The organism is Desulfovibrio sp. GTC20076 (assembly GCF_055385905.1).
This window is the reverse complement of the sequence record NZ_AP039366.1, coordinates 936,690-955,383: the sequence shown is the minus strand read 5'-3', so window position 1 is coordinate 955,383 and position 18,694 is coordinate 936,690. Positions and strand designations below refer to the sequence as shown.

The 18,694-nt window shown below is 55.5% G+C and carries 15 protein-coding genes and 1 tRNA gene; 10 read left to right on the top strand and 6 right to left on the bottom strand.

Features of this window, described 5'->3' with window-relative positions; all coding sequences use genetic code 11:
* The first annotated feature begins 12 nt into the window (after positions 1 to 12).
* From ACZ495_RS04200 to ACZ495_RS04165, 8 genes are all read left to right on the top strand, one after another.
* Entirely contained in the window at positions 13 to 825 is an 813-nt protein-coding gene (locus tag ACZ495_RS04200; RefSeq protein ID WP_394027427.1) for an ABC transporter ATP-binding protein, read from the top strand.
* Positions 822 to 2,105, top strand: a complete 1,284-nt coding sequence (locus tag ACZ495_RS04195; RefSeq protein ID WP_464262672.1) for an FtsX-like permease family protein — start codon at positions 822 to 824, stop codon at positions 2,103 to 2,105. Before ACZ495_RS04200 ends, ACZ495_RS04195 begins: the two co-directional genes overlap by 4 nt.
* Positions 2,095 to 3,804 carry a formylglycine-generating enzyme family protein gene (locus ACZ495_RS04190; RefSeq protein WP_464262671.1) on the top strand — a complete coding sequence of 570 codons (1,710 nt, stop codon included), beginning with the start codon at positions 2,095 to 2,097 and terminating at the stop codon, positions 3,802 to 3,804. The genes ACZ495_RS04195 and ACZ495_RS04190 overlap by 11 nt, the downstream gene beginning before the upstream one ends.
* A gap of 16 nt (positions 3,805 to 3,820) precedes the next feature.
* Complete coding sequence (locus ACZ495_RS04185; RefSeq protein WP_464262670.1) at positions 3,821 to 4,726, top strand: NAD(P)-dependent oxidoreductase; 906 nt, start codon at positions 3,821 to 3,823, stop codon at positions 4,724 to 4,726.
* A gap of 104 nt (positions 4,727 to 4,830) precedes the next feature.
* A complete protein-coding gene (locus ACZ495_RS04180; protein WP_464262669.1) occupies positions 4,831 to 6,870 on the top strand; it encodes an alpha amylase C-terminal domain-containing protein in 2,040 nt (679 codons plus the stop codon).
* A 37-nt stretch (positions 6,871 to 6,907) separates the two neighbouring features.
* A tRNA-Pro gene (locus tag ACZ495_RS04175) sits at positions 6,908 to 6,984 on the top strand.
* A 163-nt stretch (positions 6,985 to 7,147) separates the two neighbouring features.
* Positions 7,148 to 7,858, top strand: coding sequence for a transposase (locus ACZ495_RS04170; protein ID WP_464262668.1), 711 nt, complete (start codon positions 7,148 to 7,150; stop codon positions 7,856 to 7,858).
* The gene (locus ACZ495_RS04165; protein WP_464262667.1) at positions 7,776 to 8,897 is read left to right on the top strand and encodes a hypothetical protein; all 1,122 of its coding nucleotides are present in this window, start codon (positions 7,776 to 7,778) and stop codon (positions 8,895 to 8,897) included. The genes ACZ495_RS04170 and ACZ495_RS04165 overlap by 83 nt, the downstream gene beginning before the upstream one ends.
* A 1,015-nt stretch (positions 8,898 to 9,912) precedes the next feature.
* On the opposite strand, the gene ACZ495_RS04160 is transcribed toward ACZ495_RS04165, so the two are convergent.
* Positions 9,913 to 10,449: an AAA family ATPase gene (locus tag ACZ495_RS04160; RefSeq protein ID WP_394027403.1), complete on the bottom strand. Its 537-nt coding sequence runs from the start codon at positions 10,447 to 10,449 to the stop codon at positions 9,913 to 9,915.
* A 197-nt stretch (positions 10,450 to 10,646) separates the two neighbouring features.
* Here ACZ495_RS04160 and ACZ495_RS04155 point away from each other — a divergent pair, with 197 nt between their 5' ends.
* Together ACZ495_RS04155 and ACZ495_RS04150 are read left to right on the top strand one after the other, a co-directional pair.
* Positions 10,647 to 11,261, top strand: coding sequence for a GrpB family protein (locus tag ACZ495_RS04155; RefSeq protein WP_394027402.1), 615 nt, complete (start codon positions 10,647 to 10,649; stop codon positions 11,259 to 11,261).
* Positions 11,262 to 11,490: 229 nt separating this feature from the next.
* On the top strand, positions 11,491 to 11,949 hold the full coding sequence (locus ACZ495_RS04150) for a GNAT family N-acetyltransferase (RefSeq protein WP_296985105.1): 459 nt from the start codon (positions 11,491 to 11,493) through the stop codon (positions 11,947 to 11,949).
* Positions 11,950 to 12,296: 347 nt separating this feature from the next.
* Here the strand turns inward: ACZ495_RS04150 and ACZ495_RS04145 are convergent, their stop codons facing one another.
* From ACZ495_RS04145 to ccrA, 5 genes are all read right to left on the bottom strand, one after another.
* Entirely contained in the window at positions 12,297 to 13,040 is a 744-nt protein-coding gene (locus ACZ495_RS04145; protein WP_394027401.1) for a class I SAM-dependent methyltransferase, read from the bottom strand.
* Between the two features lie 101 nt (positions 13,041 to 13,141).
* The gene (locus tag ACZ495_RS04140) at positions 13,142 to 13,876 is read right to left on the bottom strand and encodes a 4'-phosphopantetheinyl transferase family protein (protein ID WP_394027400.1); all 735 of its coding nucleotides are present in this window, start codon (positions 13,874 to 13,876) and stop codon (positions 13,142 to 13,144) included.
* Positions 13,863 to 15,578: an ABC transporter ATP-binding protein gene (locus ACZ495_RS04135; RefSeq protein ID WP_394027399.1), complete on the bottom strand. Its 1,716-nt coding sequence runs from the start codon at positions 15,576 to 15,578 to the stop codon at positions 13,863 to 13,865. The genes ACZ495_RS04140 and ACZ495_RS04135 overlap by 14 nt, the downstream gene beginning before the upstream one ends.
* Positions 15,575 to 17,365, bottom strand: a complete 1,791-nt coding sequence (locus tag ACZ495_RS04130; RefSeq protein WP_012624957.1) for an ABC transporter ATP-binding protein — start codon at positions 17,363 to 17,365, stop codon at positions 15,575 to 15,577. The genes ACZ495_RS04135 and ACZ495_RS04130 overlap by 4 nt, the downstream gene beginning before the upstream one ends.
* The gene (gene ccrA / locus ACZ495_RS04125; RefSeq protein WP_012624958.1) at positions 17,365 to 18,690 is read right to left on the bottom strand and encodes a crotonyl-CoA carboxylase/reductase; all 1,326 of its coding nucleotides are present in this window, start codon (positions 18,688 to 18,690) and stop codon (positions 17,365 to 17,367) included. Before ccrA ends, ACZ495_RS04130 begins: the two co-directional genes overlap by 1 nt.
* Between the last annotated feature and the right edge of the window lie 4 nt (positions 18,691 to 18,694).

Genomic DNA, 18,694 nt, shown 5'->3' with positions numbered 1-18,694 from the left:
CAAGGCCTTCATATGGATAATCAGGTTTTTTCCCTGCGGCAGATAAGCAAAAGCCGCCCCGGCGCTGAAGGCTTCAGCCTGCATGTGGAACGTCTTGATATTCCCCGCAGTGGCCTGCTGGCGCTGGTGGGACCCAGCGGTTGCGGCAAGAGCACGGCTCTGGACTTACTGGCCTGCATACTCCGTCCCGATGTGCCTCCGGGTATGAGTACCGAAAAGGAGCAGCGCTTTCTGTTCAGCCCTGATCCGCATGACAACATTGATGTGTTGCAGGCCTGGCGCGCGGGCGGCCCCAACGCCCTTGCCCTGCTTCGCCAGCGCCACCTGGGCTATGTATTGCAGACCGGCGGACTGCTGCCCTTTCTTACAGCCGGCGATAATATTCTTCTGCGCTGCCGCAGCCTGGGCTGCTTGGAAGAACGCAGGCCGCAGGTGCAGGCAATTGTGGAAGGGCTTGGTATCGGACGTCTGCTTGACCAGTATCCGGGAACGCTGTCGGTCGGCGAACGCCAGCGGGCGGCCATTGCCGCCGCTCTGGCCCACGGTCCCGGCGTGGTGCTGGCCGATGAGCCTACGGCAGCCCTTGACCCCATGCATGCCCGCAACGCCCTACGCATTTTTACCGATCTGGCCCGTAAACTGCAAATTACCGTGATAATGGTAACGCATAACCTCGAAATGGCTGTAGAAGCGGGTTTCACCCCGGTGCAAGTCATCCCCGAAGAAAGCGGAAAAGGCATCGTATCACGCATTGACCACGCGGCAGACTCAGGCGCGCCCCGCAGCAGGCCCCGCGATCGGGAACCCCGGGAGGTCCAGGCATGAGCCGCCGCCTCAATGCTTCCGGTCGTTTTCCGGCTCTGACGCAGATGCTCCGCCTTTCCTGGCGGGACTACGCGCGGGAAAAGCTGCTCTCCGCCTGCGCTATTCTGGGACTTGCCGCAGTGCTCACACCGCTGCTGGTGCTTTATGGTGTCAAGTTCGGCGTTATGCAGACGCTGACGGACAGGTTAGTCAACGAACCGCGCAATCTTGAGATATCACCAGTGCTCAGCGGACGTTTTCCGCAGCAGTATCTTGATGATCTGGCCGCACACCAGGACGTGTCCTTTGTGCTCGCCCGTACGCGCTCCATTGCCGCCACTATGGACCTGACAGCCGGTGACGGACCCCGAAAGACGAATCTGCTGGTCTCGCTCGAGCCAACGGCCCCGGGTGATCCCCTTCTGCGACGCTATGATGCCGCGGTACCGGGCATGCCACAAAACGCGGCTACTGAGGCCATCGGCATATCCCTTTCAACCCCCGCAGCAGAAAAGCTGCATGTGACAACCGGAGACACGCTTTCCGGCAGGGTGGAACGCCGCCTGAACGGTCAGGCACAAAGCGTACGCGTTCCCCTGCGCGTTGTTTCCGTTCTGCCCCTTGCGGCCCAGCAGAAGGACGTGGCCTTTATTCCTTTTTCCCTGCTTGAAGCCACCGAAGATTACCGTGATGGCCGCGCAGTGCCTGAACTGGGAATACAAAACGGCTGGACCGGCGAGGAACGACCGCAAGAGGCGCGCCTCTATCCCGGCTTTCGGCTTTACGCCAAGGACCTGGACGCTGTCATGCGCCTGCGTCAGGCCTTTGCCCAACAAGGGCTGGAAGTTTACACCCATGCCGAAGAAATAGAGCAGGTCAACAGCCTGTCCCAGGCCCTCAATCTCGTCTTTGCTCTTATCTGTGCGGCTACGGCTGCCGGCTTTCTCGCATCTACTACCAGCAGCACGCTTGCCAGTGTAAAACGCAAAGAACGCACACTGGGCCTGCTGAGCCTGGCAGGCTTTACCACCGGTCAGCTCATGCTACTGCCTCTTGTGCAGGCACTGCTTACCGCCCTTCTCGGCACAGGCCTCGCATCAGGAATGTATACACTGGCGGCGCTGGTCATCAATCAGCTTTTCAGCGCCAGCCTCAGCGGCATGGAACAGGTCTGCCGCCTGCTGCCTCAACATTTTTTCATTGCCTTTGCCGCAGTGGCCGGACTTGCCGTGGCTGCGGCGCTGGGACCGGCACTGCGGGCCGCGCGCATCGAACCTTCGGAGGTCATCCGTGAAATATAAATACCGGCATTTTTCGGTACGCGTTGTCTTGGTCCGCCTTGCCCTGCTGGTCTGCCTGTTCGGCGCGAGCATGCCGATGGATCGCGCCGAAGCCGCCCTGGCCCGCAAAGGTGAGCTGACTGTTGCAGACGCCTGCAATCCCAAACCTGCGGCTGACGATATCCTGCTGCCCATGCCCTGTGGACTCAACATGGCTTTCAAGCTGGTGGCCGTGCCTGCCAAAGGACTTTTGTGGGATATGCCCATGCGCCCTGGTGTGGACGACAGCGCCAACACAAGCCGTGCGTTCTATGACCGCCGCTATAATACCGCACTTTCCGGCGCGTTTACCCTTGAAGATCTGCCGCCGGACTGGCGCAGGCTTGCCCCCAGGGGACAGAACTACTTTTATCTTGTGGCAAAGTATGAAGTCTCCAACCTGCAATGGCAGGCCGTCATGGATGCGTCCTGCCCCGCCGCCCATCCACCTGCAGCCAGCGCCGCAAAGCCGGTGACAGATATAAGCTGGTATGATGCCGTGGACTTCACCCGCAAGTATACCGCCTGGCTTTTGCAAAACTCGCCGCAGTCCCTCCCCCGCTTTTCCGGCGACAGCCGTAATGTGGGTTTTGTGCGCCTGCCTACGGAAACGGAATGGGAATACGCCGCCCGAGGTGGGCATATGGCAGGCAGCCAGCAACTCCTGCAAGAAGATTTCTTTGCTCTGCCGCCCGAGGCCAGCAAGGCCGACTACGCCGTTTATCGGCCGGAAGGCGCGGCCAGGGCAGAAGAAACCGCCAACATCGGCTCACGCAAACCCAATCCTCTGGGTATATACGACACCGCAGGCAATGCGGCTGAAATGGTTCTGGACGCCTTTCGCTTTTCACTGGCCGGAAGACTGCACGGCTCGGCGGGCGGTTTTGTGCGCAAGGGTGGTTCCTTTCTTTCCGGCGAAGCGGAAATTTTACCCGGCCGGCGTGAAGAAACTCCGTTCTTCATGGCCGACGGTCCGGCTCATGCCCGCGATATGGGCTTTCGCCCCGTCATTTCTGGCATTAATACTCCGGGAGGGCCACGCCCCCAGGAACTGCTGACAGAATGGGGCAAAGCCGGAGAATCAATGGAAGCTGCGGGCTACGATACGAAGGCCGCGCGCAATCCTCTTGAAGAGCTGGACCGGCTGCTGGCATCCGCCCCCAATGAGGCAGTGAAAAAAAACCTTCAGGAACTGCGCAATACTATTAAAGAAAACAATATCATGCTTGAGCGGCAGAAGCAGATGGAAGCGCAATCGCTCATACGCACCGGCGTGTACATGACAGAAACCATCCGCAACTACTCCATTCGCAGAAAATCTCTGCAATCCCAGTTAGATGGTATGCAAAGAGACAGTAAGGCAGCCAAGGGCGCCGAACTTGAAAAACTGCGTCAGATAATGGATACTGCCCGCAGAGGACTTGCCATGCTGGACACCAGCCTTGACAAGTCTCTGACCTTTTATCGCAGCAAGGTGGAAGACGGTGCGCAAATGGCACCGGAAACACTGTCAGCAGCTTATGATTCTCTGAACAAGGATTTCAGCGGCAGTGACCCCTTCAACGAAAATATGCGGCGCAATCTTGATCTGTACCGCAAACATGTTGACTTGTTTCACAAAAACAAAACATTGCCGCGAGAGGTCATGCAAAAAGAAATTCTAGAACGTCGCTTCCAGTAGCCAAAGGAGTGCTAACATGGCTGAAAAACTGCGCATAGGTTGGATTGGAACCGGGGTTATGGGTTTGTCCATGGCCGGTCACCTGCAGGATGCGGGGCATAACCTGACCGTGTACAACCGCACCCGTGCCAAGGCCGACCCGCTGCTTGCCAAGGGCGCTCAATGGGCCGATACGCCGCGTCAGGCGGCAGCCAATGCCGATGTGGTTTTCACTATTGTCGGCTATCCGCAGGATGTGGAAAGCGTCATCCTGGGCGAAGAAGGCGTATTGCAGGGCCTGCCCTCGGGCGGCATTGTCTGCGACATGAGCACTTCAAGCCCTTCTCTGGCCGAACGCATCGCCGAGGCAGCCCTGCTGCAGAGCTGCCTGTCACTGGACGCCCCTGTAACAGGCGGCGATGTGGGCGCACGCAACGCGACCCTCTCCATCTTTGTCGGCGGCGATAAGGATGGCTATGAAAGGCTTGAAAGCTGCTTTAAAAGCATGGGAAAAAACATTCTGCACTGCGGTGGCCCCGGTTTTGGTCAAAAAGCCAAGCTGGCCAATCAGGTTGCCATTGCCGGCGTGATGTTCAGCGTGTGCGAATCCTGCCTTTTTGCGCAGGAAGCCGGCCTGGATGTGGTCCAGTGGCTGGAACTGGTAGTTATGGGCGCGGCGGGCAGCAAAGCTATGGATACCCTGGGGCGGCGCATTCTCAAAAACGACTTTGCCCCGGGCTTTTTTATCAACCACTTCATCAAAGACCTTGGGCTCTGCCTTGAAGAATGCCGTCGCATGCAGATCGTACTGCCCGGCATAGGCCTGGCCGAAGAACTGTACCGCAGTATGCAGGCAAGAGGACAGGGCAACCTGGGAACCCAGGCACTTATTGACTGCCTTGCCTCCCTTTCAGGCAAGCACTGGCAGCAACACAGCTCATAAAAGGCTTTTTCCCGCCCGACGGCTCTCTCCGCCGGGCGGTTTCGTTTCTTCGTGACGTGCCTGCGCCCTCTGCTTTTTGGGCCAACCAGCCAATGGAGGCCGCCATGACATCATTTGCTCCCCAAACCCCCTTACAAGATACGGCATTGCAGCCTTACAGTTTTTTTCTGCAGCAAAGGGGCAAGATATTTTCGACAGAATTGGCCCGCATCACAAAACAGTACGGCTCATTGCGGGCCTACGCCAATCTGCACCACAAGCTTGGTGTACATAAAGTCAGGGATGCCGAAGGCCGCAGCTTCTGGCAGCTGCGCGAGTATATGCCCCATGCGGCGGCCTTGTGGCTGACGACCGATACGCTCAACTTTCAGCGCCACGTCCATTTTCAGTTTATCCCCCAGGCAAAAGGCTTTTTTGAACTGTTTGTGCCCGAAGAAGCGCTCCACCACGGAAGCTATATGGAGCTGCGTGTGCAGCCCGGCAATGCCGCCGATGGAGATCGCGCCCTGCGCCGGGTTCCGGCTTTTGCCAACTGGGTGGAACAAGATACGGTCATGCCCGGCCAGTGGTGCGCCCGGCTCTGGCTGCCGGAAAAAGCTTTTCGCTTTACACACCAACCCCCGGACAGGCAGCCTTTTCCACGTATTTACGAAGCACATGTGGGCATGGCCCAATCCTCTCTGCAGCGCAGTACGAACAGCGTGGGCAGCTATGCGGCCTTTGTCGCGCACGTTTTGCCGCGTATACGTGAATGCGGCTATACCGCAGTCCAGCTTATGGGCATTCTGGAACACCCGCTCTACCGTTCTTTTGGCTATCAGGTCAGCAGTTATTTTGCGCCATCCTCCCGCTATGGAACTCCCGACGAATTCAAGTCCCTTGTGGACGCGGCGCATGGTCTCGGCCTTGCCGTCATCCTTGATATTCCGCATGCCCATGCCTGCCCCAATACCGAGCAGGGGCTCGCCCGCTACGACGGAAGCGATTATTTTTTCAGCGGCACACTGAATCAGTGGGGTACGCCGTCGTTTGACTTCAGCCAGGAGATGACGCGCCGTTTTCTGCTCTCCAACTGCCGCTACTGGCTTGAAGAATACCGCATAGACGGTTTTCGTTCCGATGCTGTGGGCAACATCCTGTACCTTGATCACGGTATGGATGACGATTTTTCCCATGTAAGCCGCTGCTTCTACGACAAGGACGGCAAACCGCGCGGCAATACGTACGGCGAACTGTATCTGGCCCTGTCCAACACCCTGACGCACCAGATATGCCCCTCTGCCATAACCATTGCCGAAGAATTTTCCGGCATGCCCGGCCTCACCTGTTCCCCGGAACAGGGCGGGCTCGGCTTTGACTACCGCTTTGCCATGGGCATACCCGACTATTGGGCAAAATGTGTCATCAGCCCACACGATATGGGCAGCATGTGGCATGAAATGACCAATCACAGGCCGTATGACCGTACCATCAGCTATGTGGAATGCCACGACCAGTGCATAAACGGCAAAGATGCCATGATCTGGCGGCTGCTCGGCGAGCGTATGTACAGCCACATGGCTGTTGCAACAGACAGTTGGGACGTATCACGCGGACTCGCTTTTTACCGTCTCATGCGCCTTATTACGCTGGCTGCTGCTGACGCGGGCTATCTCAGCTTTATGGGCAACGAATTTGGACACCCCGAATGGCTTGATGCGGAAAACTATGCCCACAGGCAGTGGCACCTGGCTCAGGCTCCTGACCTTAAGTACAGCTTCCTGGCCGCCTGGGACAAAGCGCAGATGCTGGAACTGGTTCAACCGCACCTGAACAGTTTTAGGCAACCTCCTCTTTTCCGTTTTATTCATGAAGAGAAACGATTGCTGGCCTTTGAGCGGGGGCAGCTGCTTTTTGCCTTTAACTTTCATGAACTTGATGCCCAAAAAAATCTGACGTTTGCCGTTTCTCCCGGTAAGTATGTCGAACTGCTGTCCTCGGATGAAAAGCGTTTCGCCGGGCACGGTAATCTTGACATATCCGGCCAGCCTGTAGAACATTTTACCCAACCGCTGGCCGATCGCCATGAGGGAGACATCCACCTGTATCTGCCCCCTTTGGTTGGTTTGGTATTGCTGAGAAAAAATAATTTAAAAAAAGATTGACAGAACAAGTGGTTCAGCGTAGTTATCTTTCTCGCGTCGGGATGTAGCGCAGCCTGGGAGCGCACTTGAATGGGGTTCAAGGGGTCGAAGGTTCAAATCCTTTCATCCCGACCAGAAAGTTTAGGGCTTACGATGAAAATCGTAAGCCCTTTTCTGTTCTGCGCATTTTTTGGGGTGCCGCCACTCAACATCTTTGCCTTGCGGCGCATGACGGCACTGCTAGGTGCTGTTTCTAAATAACATCTCGACTTTTCGTCGGTGCTGCTTTTGTTTTTCCATGAGCAGACACGACATTTCCGATGAAAAGTGGGCCATAATCAGGCCTATGCTGGCGAAGACCGGTACTGAAACCAGAGGACGCAAACGTAAAGACGACCGCCTGATATTTAATGCTATCCTGTGGATTATGAAAACAGGCGCACCGTGGCGGGACTTGCATCCGGAGTTTGGGCCTTGGAACACAGTCAGCGCCGGCGCTGGCGGCCTTTCCATAACAGGAGGAAGCGCTTTTGCCGGAGTCCACGCGGAAAGCGGCGGCGCAAACGACATTATCAGCCATGGGGCCATAAATATCAAAGGACATCATGGCCTTCAGGCCGACGGAAGCAACAATCTTGTCACCGCTCACAACGGCGAGGTGACCATTGCCGGTTCGGGTGGGAGCTACGTCGAACCCGGTTCCGGCATACATGCCGTCAATGGTGGTACAAATACAATCACCGGAAACGCCCCGCTGACCGTTGCAATTACCGCCACCGGGGCCACTGCTGAAAAGGCCATTGCCATGTGGGCCGATGGTGGCGGCTCTGTAAACTACATCACCGGCCATTCCCGGGCAGGAGGCCCGGGCGACAGCGTCACCCTCACCGCCAATAACGGCCAGGGCATCGCCATGCAGGCTGAAAATGGCGGTAAAAAATATCATTACCACCGGCGCGGGCAACGACAGCGTGCTCATCAACGGCGCTGTCAAGGGCAACGGCAATGAAATCAATCTGGGCGGCGGCGACAACACCCTCACCATCAACGGCGCGGTGCAAACCGGCAGCCTGAACGTGATCGCTGCCGGTGGAACCTACACCCTGGTACTTCAGGCATCCAATGCCGAAAACTTTGCCGCCCGCTACGGAGACTGGCTCAACGCCATTGGCTCTGACCCGCTTATTGCAGGCGGCATGACGGGCATCAGCTTTGAAGGTCTTAGCTTCTCCCCCCTGCCCACGGATTTTCTGTCAATCTTCAATGACCTTCTGTGGGCTCTGCATGATGGCGGCACTTCCATTGAGCCGCCGGAGCTTGTCACCCAACTGCATGACCCCGCCGCACCCTTTGCCACGCCTTTGGCTGCAACGCTTGCGGAAACCGACGCAGAGCATCACACGCAGGACGCGCAGCATGCCGCGCAAGATTCGGCACAGGACACGACGTGGACCGCTCACGACGGTCCGACGCTTCTGGCGGATGACAGTCTGAATGCCGCCTTTAATGCGCAAACGGATAATGCCGGGACTCAGACGGATGTTTTTGAACCTGATGCTACAGCACAGACACGCTTTGCTATGGACGAAGAGGAAGAAGGACAGGTTCAGCCGCTTTTCGTCTTTCTGGACGACCATGCCACAGATACGTCCGCAAGCATGTTCCTTGAAGAGGGAGATGACGCCCTGCATAACGGCTATCTCGGCAACGAAGGGGAAAACAGCGGCGATTTTGCCGGGGTCCATACCTCCATCACCCTGACGTACGGCGATGAAAGCCTCGACAGCCTGTTTACAGCCGCGGGCGGACAAGACACAGAAAAAGGCGGAACCGGCCTTGAAGGCGACGCATTGCATGGCATGGGTCTGGCGGACATGAATACGGCTCTTGACCAGAATCCCCTCGCCGGGTCTGAGGCAACCGGTGGCTCTGCCGCCGTTGCCGGGGGCGTTGTCACAGGAACAAACGAAACCGGCAACGTCCCCAGCGTTATGGACTCCTGCCAGGAAGCCACGGACAGCGCCGCAAGAGAAATGACAAGCTGCTAGCCAGAAGGATATTACAGGCTGTTCACTCTTTTCATTCCCCGATCTGGGCCGCCGGAACGGCAGCGCTATGGATCAAGAAAAGAGTGAACAGCCATAAAAACACATCAGCTATGCACGTAACAAGCACCGCCTGCGATGACACTGCGAGACACCACTGACGCCCCTATCCTGGCGCTCATCCGTCCGCCAATCATCTGATGCCGTTCTTACAGCCTGTTGCGACAGCAAGTCTTCCGACAACCACACAACGGGCCGCCACGGTTTACAGCCGTGACTGTCCTGCCGCTGAAGCAGGCGTCTGCCGTCAGCCGGATAATATCAGGACTCTGGCCTGGAAGCGTCATGGCGCGGCTATCTGGAAAAGCTGCAAAGGTTAACTGGCGGGCTGCTGTCGGTCCAGATAACAGCTCTGAGTATCTGGAAATCAATGCATCTCAAGCACCTTTGCCTGGCGGCGCATCTGAAGTGCCGCAACGCAGGCTCGCAGGATGCAGCACGGCTTTCATTTGCGCTTGAACGGCAAAAGATCATGCTGCACAGGTAAATCCCAAGGCATTTTGTAATAAGAACCTAGGATGCGTCGTGCGAATTCCATAACCGTATGGCTGAAGAAGCGCTTATAGACCAGCGTAATGGACCATTTCCGCATTCACACACCACACGGTACAGGTCGCGTGTACGGCCAATTGGCCGTGATGTTTCAATTTTTGTTGATAATTTACCGCACTTGATACACGGACGAATCACAATTGGCGAATTTTCTTTATCCATGAGGCGAGAATAATAAATGCAAGAAATCCAGTCAAAGGTTGTTTCATTGAAATAGCAACATCTATATTTAAATTTTAACATGCTATGCAGTCACATCATATGTTGCAAGATCGTGTCACTTATTCTTGCTATTTTTGACTCGCAGAAACGCACAATCCGGCTGAAAAAGCTGTATACAGTAAAAAACTCAAAAAACGTTCATGGCACACGCACCGCCCTTTTCCCTTAGCGACCGCATGACAGATCAGCAAGCTGATAGCGCTTTCAGCACAAAATCTGCCCGTTCGATAACACTTGCCCAGGGCAACAGCGAAACCGTATAGCCCAGAAACGGATAGACGCGCCGGAGCCGCTCAAACTCGACCAGCGCCGCGCTCATATCGTGGCGACGCTCCGAGTCATGCACATAGATTTCGGGCCATGGCGGAGCGAGAAAAACGCGCGGATGATAACGATACCCCTGTTTAAGCCGATCAAGAATGTTATCGCCCGTCAGCTCATGCAGCGCTGCTGCCGCGTCGATCAGGCTGCGATCAAAGAATACCCATTGTGCTTTGCTTCGCGGTGCATGGGCGTAGTCAGCCAGGGCCGCATCAATAACTCGCCGCAAAAATGCCGCCATGTCGAGCCACGGCAGGGCTTGCCCGCCGGAATCTGCTTCTTCCTTGACGATACGCCGACCGGGTTCTTCGACAACACAATACTTTCGACGCTGCAACTCTGCCAGCAATGTTGACTTGCCACCGCCCGAGCAGCCGGAAATAATGACGAAACGATTCATATGCCATATCCACTATTGTAAAAGAGCATGTTGATTATTCAAACCGGCAGCATGAATCTGCCTTGCCGCATGTGACATCTGTTCTCAACAAACCGCTGGTACTTGACACTGCACGGTTTATTCATGAATGTGCGCCCAGTATCCGGCAAAAATAAACTTTTCCTGCTCACGCCCAAGAAGGTTCCACGGAGATTTTCATGCAGGTTTCAGACAGTCCCTTGCTTCAAGCCGACTGGCAGGCCATCCAGACCTTTGAACCGGGTGACCCCAATGAAAATCCGTGGGTTCAGGGCCGCCCCGGTCCCGAACTGTTAGAAATTTCAGCCTATGACACCGCCTGGCCACAAACTTACCTACAACTGTACAGGCAAATTACCAAAACCATGAAAAACAGAGCGCTGGCCGTGGAGCACATTGGCGCGACCGCTGTGCCGTATCTGCCAGCTAAACCTGTAATCGACATTGATCTCATCGTGGCCGCCCCCGAGGATGAAGCCAGCTATATTCCTGCGCTTCAAGCGCTTGGGTATGTGCTGACCGTCCGTGAGCGCTCATGGTATGGGCATCGAATGTTGAGACTGCAAAGCCCGCGAGTAAACCTGCATGTCTTTGGGCCAGCCTGCCCCGAGCATGCACGGCATTGCCTGTTTCGTGACTGGTTACGCGAACATGAAGATGATCGCCAGCGCTATGCGGAGGCCAAACTCACGGCGGGCCAAGGTGAACACTCTGTAATTGCTTACAATGAAAAAAAGCAGGCGGTCCTGCGTGATGTTTACAGTCGCCTGTTTACGGCTGGCCCCAGGCCCTGAAACCCTGCGGTTTGTCCCGCCACGGCAAATGAGCTGCAACTAATCAACATCCTGACTTTACCGAATAACAGAGTCTGACTTTCATTGTGCCTTGATCCTACTGCATTGCGACTGTGCTGTGAGAGTTGCGCCAACCCCAAGCCATTTTTACCCCGCCCCTTGCAACGCGAACTGGCACGAAAGGACGATGCAAAGCTTGCTGATGCAAATAACCTCTATGGAGTTTTTAATGAGTAAAGCAACCCTGCACCCGGCAATACCGGACGATGCGCGAGAGTGTCTGCGCATTCGTGCCCTGACCCGCGAAAATGCGTTTTCTGAACAGGAGCTTGCCGCCCTGGGCATTACAGAACAAAGCTGGCGCGCGGGCATCGAAGATGGCAGTTGCCCCGGCTATATAGCCCGCGTTGACGGGCAGATGGCCGGGTACTGCTTCGCCGACCGTGAGAGTGGAGAAATCATGGTGCTGGCGTTGCTGCCGCGTCATGAAAACCAGGGGTTGGGGCGCATGCTGTTGACGCAGATGGTCAAAGACATGCATCACCGTGGTTTTAAACGACTTTTTCTGGCTTGCAACAGTGACTCCAAAGTACGTTCCTATGGCTTCTACCGACATCTTGGCTGGAAAGAAACCGGCCAGCGCGATGACCACGGCGATGACATCCTGGAGTATCGCTTGGATCAGTAAACTGCCCGACGTTAGCGCAACAGGCACACGACAGGCGGTCACCGTGGACCATGCGGCAGAAAAGACCATCCTTTTCAAGCAATCGCTCTGAACAAAAAAATAATGACTGGCTCGACCGTCAATGAAGCGCACTCCGTGCCTGTTCAGACAACTGAAGGCACTGGCCTTGAGAAGGCTTAATACCTTGATATTTTCCGGGGCGGCAATGTGCTCGTTGTTGGTCCTCAATATGGACGGAAACTCTGGCATGGCCTGAATCAAGCGCACATCTCGGTAAACAAAAAGCCCCCATGGCGGATTTACCATAAGGGCTTTCCGGTGGGATATTTTTCTTTTGTGCGCGGCCGCTACATGGCGACTTTGCGCAGGATGCCCGAAGGAATCATCGTATCCTCCGTCTGGCGCTCAAAGACAAAGCCGTACGGCTCCGCCTCGCGCGCCACATCGTCAAGGCTTATGGTCTGCCAGGTGTATTCGGCGTGACGTTCAAGTATCACGACATTGTTTCTGACAATTTGATATGTGGAAACCCACTTTTCTCGCAGACCGTCAACCGGGATGCCCTCAGCCCAGGCATGGTAGGTATTCTGCCCCATGGCTACTTCAGCCACGTGTATTTTTTCAACGGGCTGCGGTTTGTCGATCATCATTACATCAAAAAGCACCAGTCCACCCGGCGACATATGTGCCGCCAATCGTGCCCAGAAGGCGCGCCGCGCCGCGTCATCCATGAGACCTATGCAGGCAAGAAAAAGTACAGCCCTGACTCGTTCCGGTAGTTCAGCAGCCTCAAAGGTGGAAGGGATCACTGTCACCCGCCGCTGTAAACCCTCTGTTTGCATGATGCGCGACACAAGCACGGCGCGCATGGTTGGCGAGGGTTCCACCGCAAAGATATCCACGCCGGGCAAAACTTCTGCTGCGGCCACAACACCGTGTCCTGTACCTGCGCCGATGTCCAAAACCGCTCCCTCCACATCCGCAACACGTGACAGGGCTTCCAAAAAATTCTTCCTGCGCTCCCACAGCCTTCCCGACATTACATCATAGAATTCGCCGGCATCAGCATACATCTCTTTCGTTGTTTCCATACTGTCTCCTCTCAAGTGAAATTAGTATTCCCCCTCGTCTAGCCAGGGACAGGGTTTTTGAAGCCGATGCTCGGAGCCAGTGCCTTCCCATGACATATATATCAAAATTTTACCTCCAGCAGTTGAATTTTTTCCATCTGAACCCAGGTGTTCATTGCCACGGCAATGGCGCTGCCGTCCGCAAGAAGGCCGTGACGCACAAACCACTGTTGTCCCAAAAGTTGTACGGATTTTACCGCATCATCCGACGTGCGCTTGATGCACAATTTTTTGAGTGCGTAACCAAGACCGATGCCGTTGGCCTTGGTCACGGCCTCTTTGACAGCCCACACCAGGGCCGCTGAGGCAGGGCTATCCGCCCGGATGCAGTCCAGAGGGTGCATGATCTCGCTCATTGGAAAATCCGCCAGCTCAATGGCAGCCTGCACATCGAACCCCAGTGCATTGGCCTTGGCAGCAGCAATGCCGCCCCACTCGCCACTGTGAGAGAGGTTGAAGGTAAAAAGTCCGGTAAACTCCTTAAGGTAGGGTTTATTGTTCCAACCCGTACCAAAGTTCATCCGTTCAGGCTGGATGCCTGTAAATGCCGCACAGACACGACGCTTAAGAAAATGCGTTGTTCTGAATCTCTGACGGTCCTCCTGCCTGATGAATTTTGCTTCTCGCGCCCTTTCTTCAGTGGAGAGGTGCTCGTCTTCAATCCGGACCGCCAAGCCTCTGTTCGCTATAACCACGACAGGAGCCTGCTCCGGATCAAGGGCTGCCATTGTGGCATCCATAACTGCTATAGAGTCATGATGCCCGCATTCGAAGTCGCCGCAGCTAGGCATTTTCATTTTGCGCCTTCCACGATTTTGCATAAAGACCGTCAGCCATAAGAAGCTCAACGTGCGCCCCGTGCTCCCTGATTTCTCCTTTGTCCAGAACGAAAATTTCATCGGCGTCGTGAACCGTCCAAAGTCGGTGCGCAATCACAATGGTTGTTTTTCCACGGCAAAGGTTGGCGAGCGCCTGTTGGACTGCGGCTTCATTTTCCAGATCAAGGCTGGACGTGGCCTCATCAAGAATCAGCACAGGAGCATCCTTCAAAATGGCACGAGCTATCGCTATTCGCTGGCGTTCACCGCCGGAAAGTGCCACATCGCCACCCTCCAGCAAAGTGTCATACCCCTGGGGCAACAGCATGATGCGCTCATGAATACAGGCAGCCTTCGCCGCCGCCATCACGCTCTCCATTGGCGCGTCCGCCCTGCCGAGGCGTATATTGTCCGCCACCGACATAGGAAAAAGAAAAACGTCCTGCAGCACCATGCTGACTGTCCTGTGCAGTGTTGGCTCATCAATATCCCTGACATCTACATTACCTATCCGCACAACGCCTTCTTTTACATCCCAAAGGCGTGCAATCAGGGCTGCAAGTGTGCTCTTGCCGGAACCGGATGGCCCCACAAGCGCAACCATGCTCCCCGGCCTGACATGCAGGGAAATACTGCGGATGACATCGGTATCACCATAACCAAAGGATACATTTCGCACTTCAATGGAACCGTCTTCAGGGCTTTGCCCCTGAGTTGCCTGCGGCATGACCGGCTCGTCCAAAACCTGGCGGATACGGTTGATGATGGTGCCCACAAAACGCATTTCCGCCAGATAGGGGCCGAATTCATTGATGGCCATTGCCAGGCGCAAGGTCAGAAGAACTACCACGAAATAACTGGCCGGGCTGCCGCCCCAGGTCGCGAACTGCATGCTTGCAACGCCGATGGCCAAGGCCGCACCAATAAAGATGACAAGGTTGAACAGCAACAGGGCCGGAGCCGGAGCCACTTCTGTTTTTATTGACTGGTCGCGATAGTGCTCAAGAGAACGCAATGTGGCGGCATACCGCTGGCAAAGCGGGTCAAAGAATCGTAAATCCCTTGCTCCGGTGGCAATTTCAAGCACATTTACTGCCGCTGTTTGCCGGGCTGCGGCGATTTTTTTTGCCGCACCGTCCAACAGCCGATAGGCCAGCGGCACGCTCAGCATGGCCACCGGCAATGCCAGCAAAAGTACAAGGGCGCTGGCCCAATTAAGCCAGAGCAACAAAAGCCAGAGCAGGACAGGAAAAGCTGTGCCTGCCACCACGCAACCCCATACGGTTGTGACAATATCCTGATACATGCTGAACTGCGCGGTCATGAGTTCAGCCCAGGCTCCATCACGCTGTAAAAGCACACGCCCAAGCGGCAGCCTGGCCAGGTGGTTGGCAAGAAAAAGTCTGGCGTGTGAAACCATTGCGTAGGTTGCATCAAAATTGGCGTTGAGCGCCCGCATCTTGAAAACAAGGCCCAGCAAAAAACCCGCAATGCCAAAGACAAGCACCACTGCCGCCGCCACAGCCCCATCCCCGCCCTCAAGAACATAGGGTAGCGCCAGCGCCGCCAGAAACCAGGGCAAAGCCTCAGCGCAGGCGCCCAGGGACGCATAGAGAACGCCCCTGACCATATTGCCGTCGCGGTATTCCGTAAGATCAAAACCGAGATATTCGCGTATCATACCTCTCCCCTCACGCGCTCTCTGCCGAGCCGCCACGAATTTGACCGCCTCTGCAGGGACCATAGATTTTGATAGATTGCAGAACGTGCCAGCAGTTCTTCATGCGTTCCCTTTTCTTCAAGGGAACCGCCAACAATAAGGAGAGTGGAATCGGCATTTTCAATTTCGTGCAGACGGTGCGAAATGGCAAAAACGGTTCTGCCCGCCATCAGCCGGTTCAAGCTGCGTGACACATCCTTGGCCGCAATGGGGTCGAGGTGGGCGGTGGCCTCATCAAGAATCAGAATGGGCGCATTTTTCAAAAAAGCACGTGCGATGGCTATACGCTGCTGCTCGCCGCCGGAAAGGCCAAAGCCCTTATCCCCCACAGGGGTATCCAGCCCCAGGGGTAAAACCGTCAACATTTCTGTGCAGCCTGCCGCTTCCACAGCCTGAAGCAGTTCGTCTTCCGTCGCATCCGGTCTGGCCAGAAGGATGTTTTCGCGGATAGTGCCGTGAAAAAGAAAAGCATCCTGAAAAACAATGCTGATGAGACGCTGGAACAGTTGTGGGGGAATGGAGCGGATATCCTGTCCACCAATAAGAACACGGCCAGCAGAAACGTCATCAAGACGTGCCAGAAGTCTTGCCAGGGTTGTCTTCCCTGAACCGGACGGACCGGTCACCGTAGTGATGCGGCCCTGCGGCAGCGTAAAACTTACATCCTGTAGTATAGTAACGTCGTCTCCCGAGCCGGATTTCACCCGGTAGGAGACGTTTTCAAAAATAATTTCAGCACCTGCGACGGACTGGGGCGAAGCCGGCTCGTCAAACACGGGCAGATTTTGCACAGCCTGAATCTGGGCTGCTCCGGCCTGAAATATCCGCAGGGCCGACAGGCTCATCATGACCTTGGTAAGGGGAAGAAGCATGACTCCACTGACTGCCGTGGCAAAAAGCAGATCCGAAGCTGTAAGCGAACCCGATGCGTAAAACAGGAGTGCGAAGGGCAACACCACCAGCAGCGGAGTCGTCATGGCCAGGCCGAAAAGGGAATAAGGCATGGCGCAGACACGGGTTACGTCTCCCGCCAGCCTGCCAATGGCAAAAATACTGTCTGTCACTTCTTCAAGAGAATCCGCCTGACGGTTGAAAGCCCGCAATGTGGCCAGTCCTCTGACGTAGGAAAGAAGCGCGGAAGAAGCCCTGCCATCCGCCTGTACCCAGCGCACGAAAAGTTCCGGCGATGACCTTGCAATCCGCCCCTGGGCCCACACCCCGAGCGCGAGCATGACAAGAGAGGCCAGTGCAAGCCGCCAGTCGATCCAGAACAGCAACGCCACGCACACCAGCGACAGAAACAATCCGGCTACCGCATCGGGAATGGTGTGGGCCAGGATGCCGTTGAGACGCCCCACCTCATCCATAACAGCCCGGCTCAAGTGGCTGTTTTTCCCTTCCACTGCCACAGGAACAACCGATTTTATCCGCTCCACAAGCTGGCTGCGCAGACGGCACTCTGACCGAAACCCGGCCAGATGGCCGAGTATGGTTACTCCCCCTTGCGCCAGAAAGCGCAAAACCACGGCCCCAAAGATTCCTCCTGTCAGCCAGAGAATGGTATTCACCTGGGGCGTATCGCTCATGGCTTCTCCGGCCATATGCCAGATCAGGATAAAAGGTACAATTTCAAGCAATGCAGCAAAGCAGGCAAGCAAAAGCGTCACCGAAAGTTTGCCCCACTCCGGCATGGCAGCCTGCCAGTAGACAGTAAGCGGGCTTTGCATTTTTTCTGGCGCAGTAGACATCATTTTCCCTTTTTGCGGAATATTCTGAACTGTTTTTCGCCAATGGCATTGCGAAATTCCATATCTTCAACCCCTTCATCAATCGTTTCGGCATTGCAAAGTATGGCTACCTTGCCCACATGATTATTTTTCAACTCTTCAACAGCGTCTTCAAACCTGTCCAACGAAAACGCACTACTGAGCTCCGGCATGATCAATCCCTTGCATATGAGATCATTAGCCCGCGCAGCTTCATTCCAGGAGGCGCAGTGGGAACCGATAATGCGCTTGCCGTACATCCAGAGATACCGGTTGTCGTAGAGGTGGTCATAACCAGTTGTGGACCCGCAGGTGACAATGCGCCCCCGGTTGGCAGCCACAAATACGCTGGCGTAAAACGTGCCGCGCCCCGGATGCTCAAAAACCACATCCGGCGCCTTGCCTCCGTTGGCCTGCAATACTTCACGCCGAAAGCGCACAAGACGCCGCATATCAGGTGTACCGTCGTCATTGACGAATTCGTTTTCTTCGTTGGGGCGAACAATCACCGCGCGGCAACCAAGCGCCCTCACCAGCTCGGCCTTTTCTTCGGAAGAAACGACAGCAACAGGAAAAGCCCCGGTTCTGAGCGCATACTGCACAGCCATGCTGCCGATGCCGCCGCTGGCTCCCCAGATAAGCACGCTCTCGCCAATTTTAATCTGCGCCCCGTTGGGCGAGATCAGCATTCTGTACACAGTGGAATTGGCCCCTGGCAGAGCCGCCGCTTCGGCCCAGGAAAGATGCCTGGGTTTAGGCAGAACCTGAGTTGCACGGATAAGGCAATAATCCGAGAAAGAACCGAAATTTGTTTCGTAACCCCATATGCGGCTGTGATCGTCAAACAGGTAGTCTTCCATTGCCTCTGGTGACTGATGATTGAACACCACGGGATAAACAACGATGTGATCGCCGGGGCGGCAGTTTGTAACGCCTTCGCCCACCTTGACCACTATGCCTGCGCCATCGCTGCCCATGATCTGGTAGTCGAGATTATGACGGACTGCGTCAGGATCAAGTTTGGCAAATCTCGCCAGACGGTCGAACGTGCTCACCGGTTTGCGTTTCAGCGCCCACAGGGTGTTGAAATTAAGAGCTCCGGCCATAACCTTTACAAGCACCTCGCCCGTACCGGGAACAGGAATGGGGATATCACGCTCAACGTGAATGGCGGCCCTGAGGCGCTCGTCTTCATCGGCAATTGCCATGAGCTTTTCATCTTCAGCTTTATAGAGCACCACAGCCCGCATGACTTTCTGTTTTTCAAGGGGCGTAATGGCATCTGAAACACTACTCAAACTGTTCATGGGC

Coding starts and splice junctions, on each gene's coding strand:
- ACZ495_RS04135 (WP_394027399.1), bottom strand. CDS start 15,578: ATGATACGCGAATATCTCGGTTTTGATCTTACGGAATACCGCGACGGC.
- ccrA (WP_012624958.1), bottom strand. CDS start 18,690: ATGAACAGTTTGAGTAGTGTTTCAGATGCCATTACGCCCCTTGAAAAA.
- ACZ495_RS04180 (WP_464262669.1), top strand. CDS start 4,831: ATGACATCATTTGCTCCCCAAACCCCCTTACAAGATACGGCATTGCAG.
- ACZ495_RS04160 (WP_394027403.1), bottom strand. CDS start 10,449: ATGAATCGTTTCGTCATTATTTCCGGCTGCTCGGGCGGTGGCAAGTCA.
- ACZ495_RS04140 (WP_394027400.1), bottom strand. CDS start 13,876: ATGAAAATGCCTAGCTGCGGCGACTTCGAATGCGGGCATCATGACTCT.
- ACZ495_RS04195 (WP_464262672.1), top strand. CDS start 822: ATGAGCCGCCGCCTCAATGCTTCCGGTCGTTTTCCGGCTCTGACGCAG.
- ACZ495_RS04155 (WP_394027402.1), top strand. CDS start 10,647: ATGCAGGTTTCAGACAGTCCCTTGCTTCAAGCCGACTGGCAGGCCATC.
- ACZ495_RS04200 (WP_394027427.1), top strand. CDS start 13: ATGGATAATCAGGTTTTTTCCCTGCGGCAGATAAGCAAAAGCCGCCCC.
- ACZ495_RS04145 (WP_394027401.1), bottom strand. CDS start 13,040: ATGGAAACAACGAAAGAGATGTATGCTGATGCCGGCGAATTCTATGAT.
- ACZ495_RS04130 (WP_012624957.1), bottom strand. CDS start 17,365: ATGTCTACTGCGCCAGAAAAAATGCAAAGCCCGCTTACTGTCTACTGG.
- ACZ495_RS04170 (WP_464262668.1), top strand. CDS start 7,148: ATGAGCAGACACGACATTTCCGATGAAAAGTGGGCCATAATCAGGCCT.
- ACZ495_RS04165 (WP_464262667.1), top strand. CDS start 7,776: ATGGCGGTAAAAAATATCATTACCACCGGCGCGGGCAACGACAGCGTG.
- ACZ495_RS04150 (WP_296985105.1), top strand. CDS start 11,491: ATGAGTAAAGCAACCCTGCACCCGGCAATACCGGACGATGCGCGAGAG.
- ACZ495_RS04185 (WP_464262670.1), top strand. CDS start 3,821: ATGGCTGAAAAACTGCGCATAGGTTGGATTGGAACCGGGGTTATGGGT.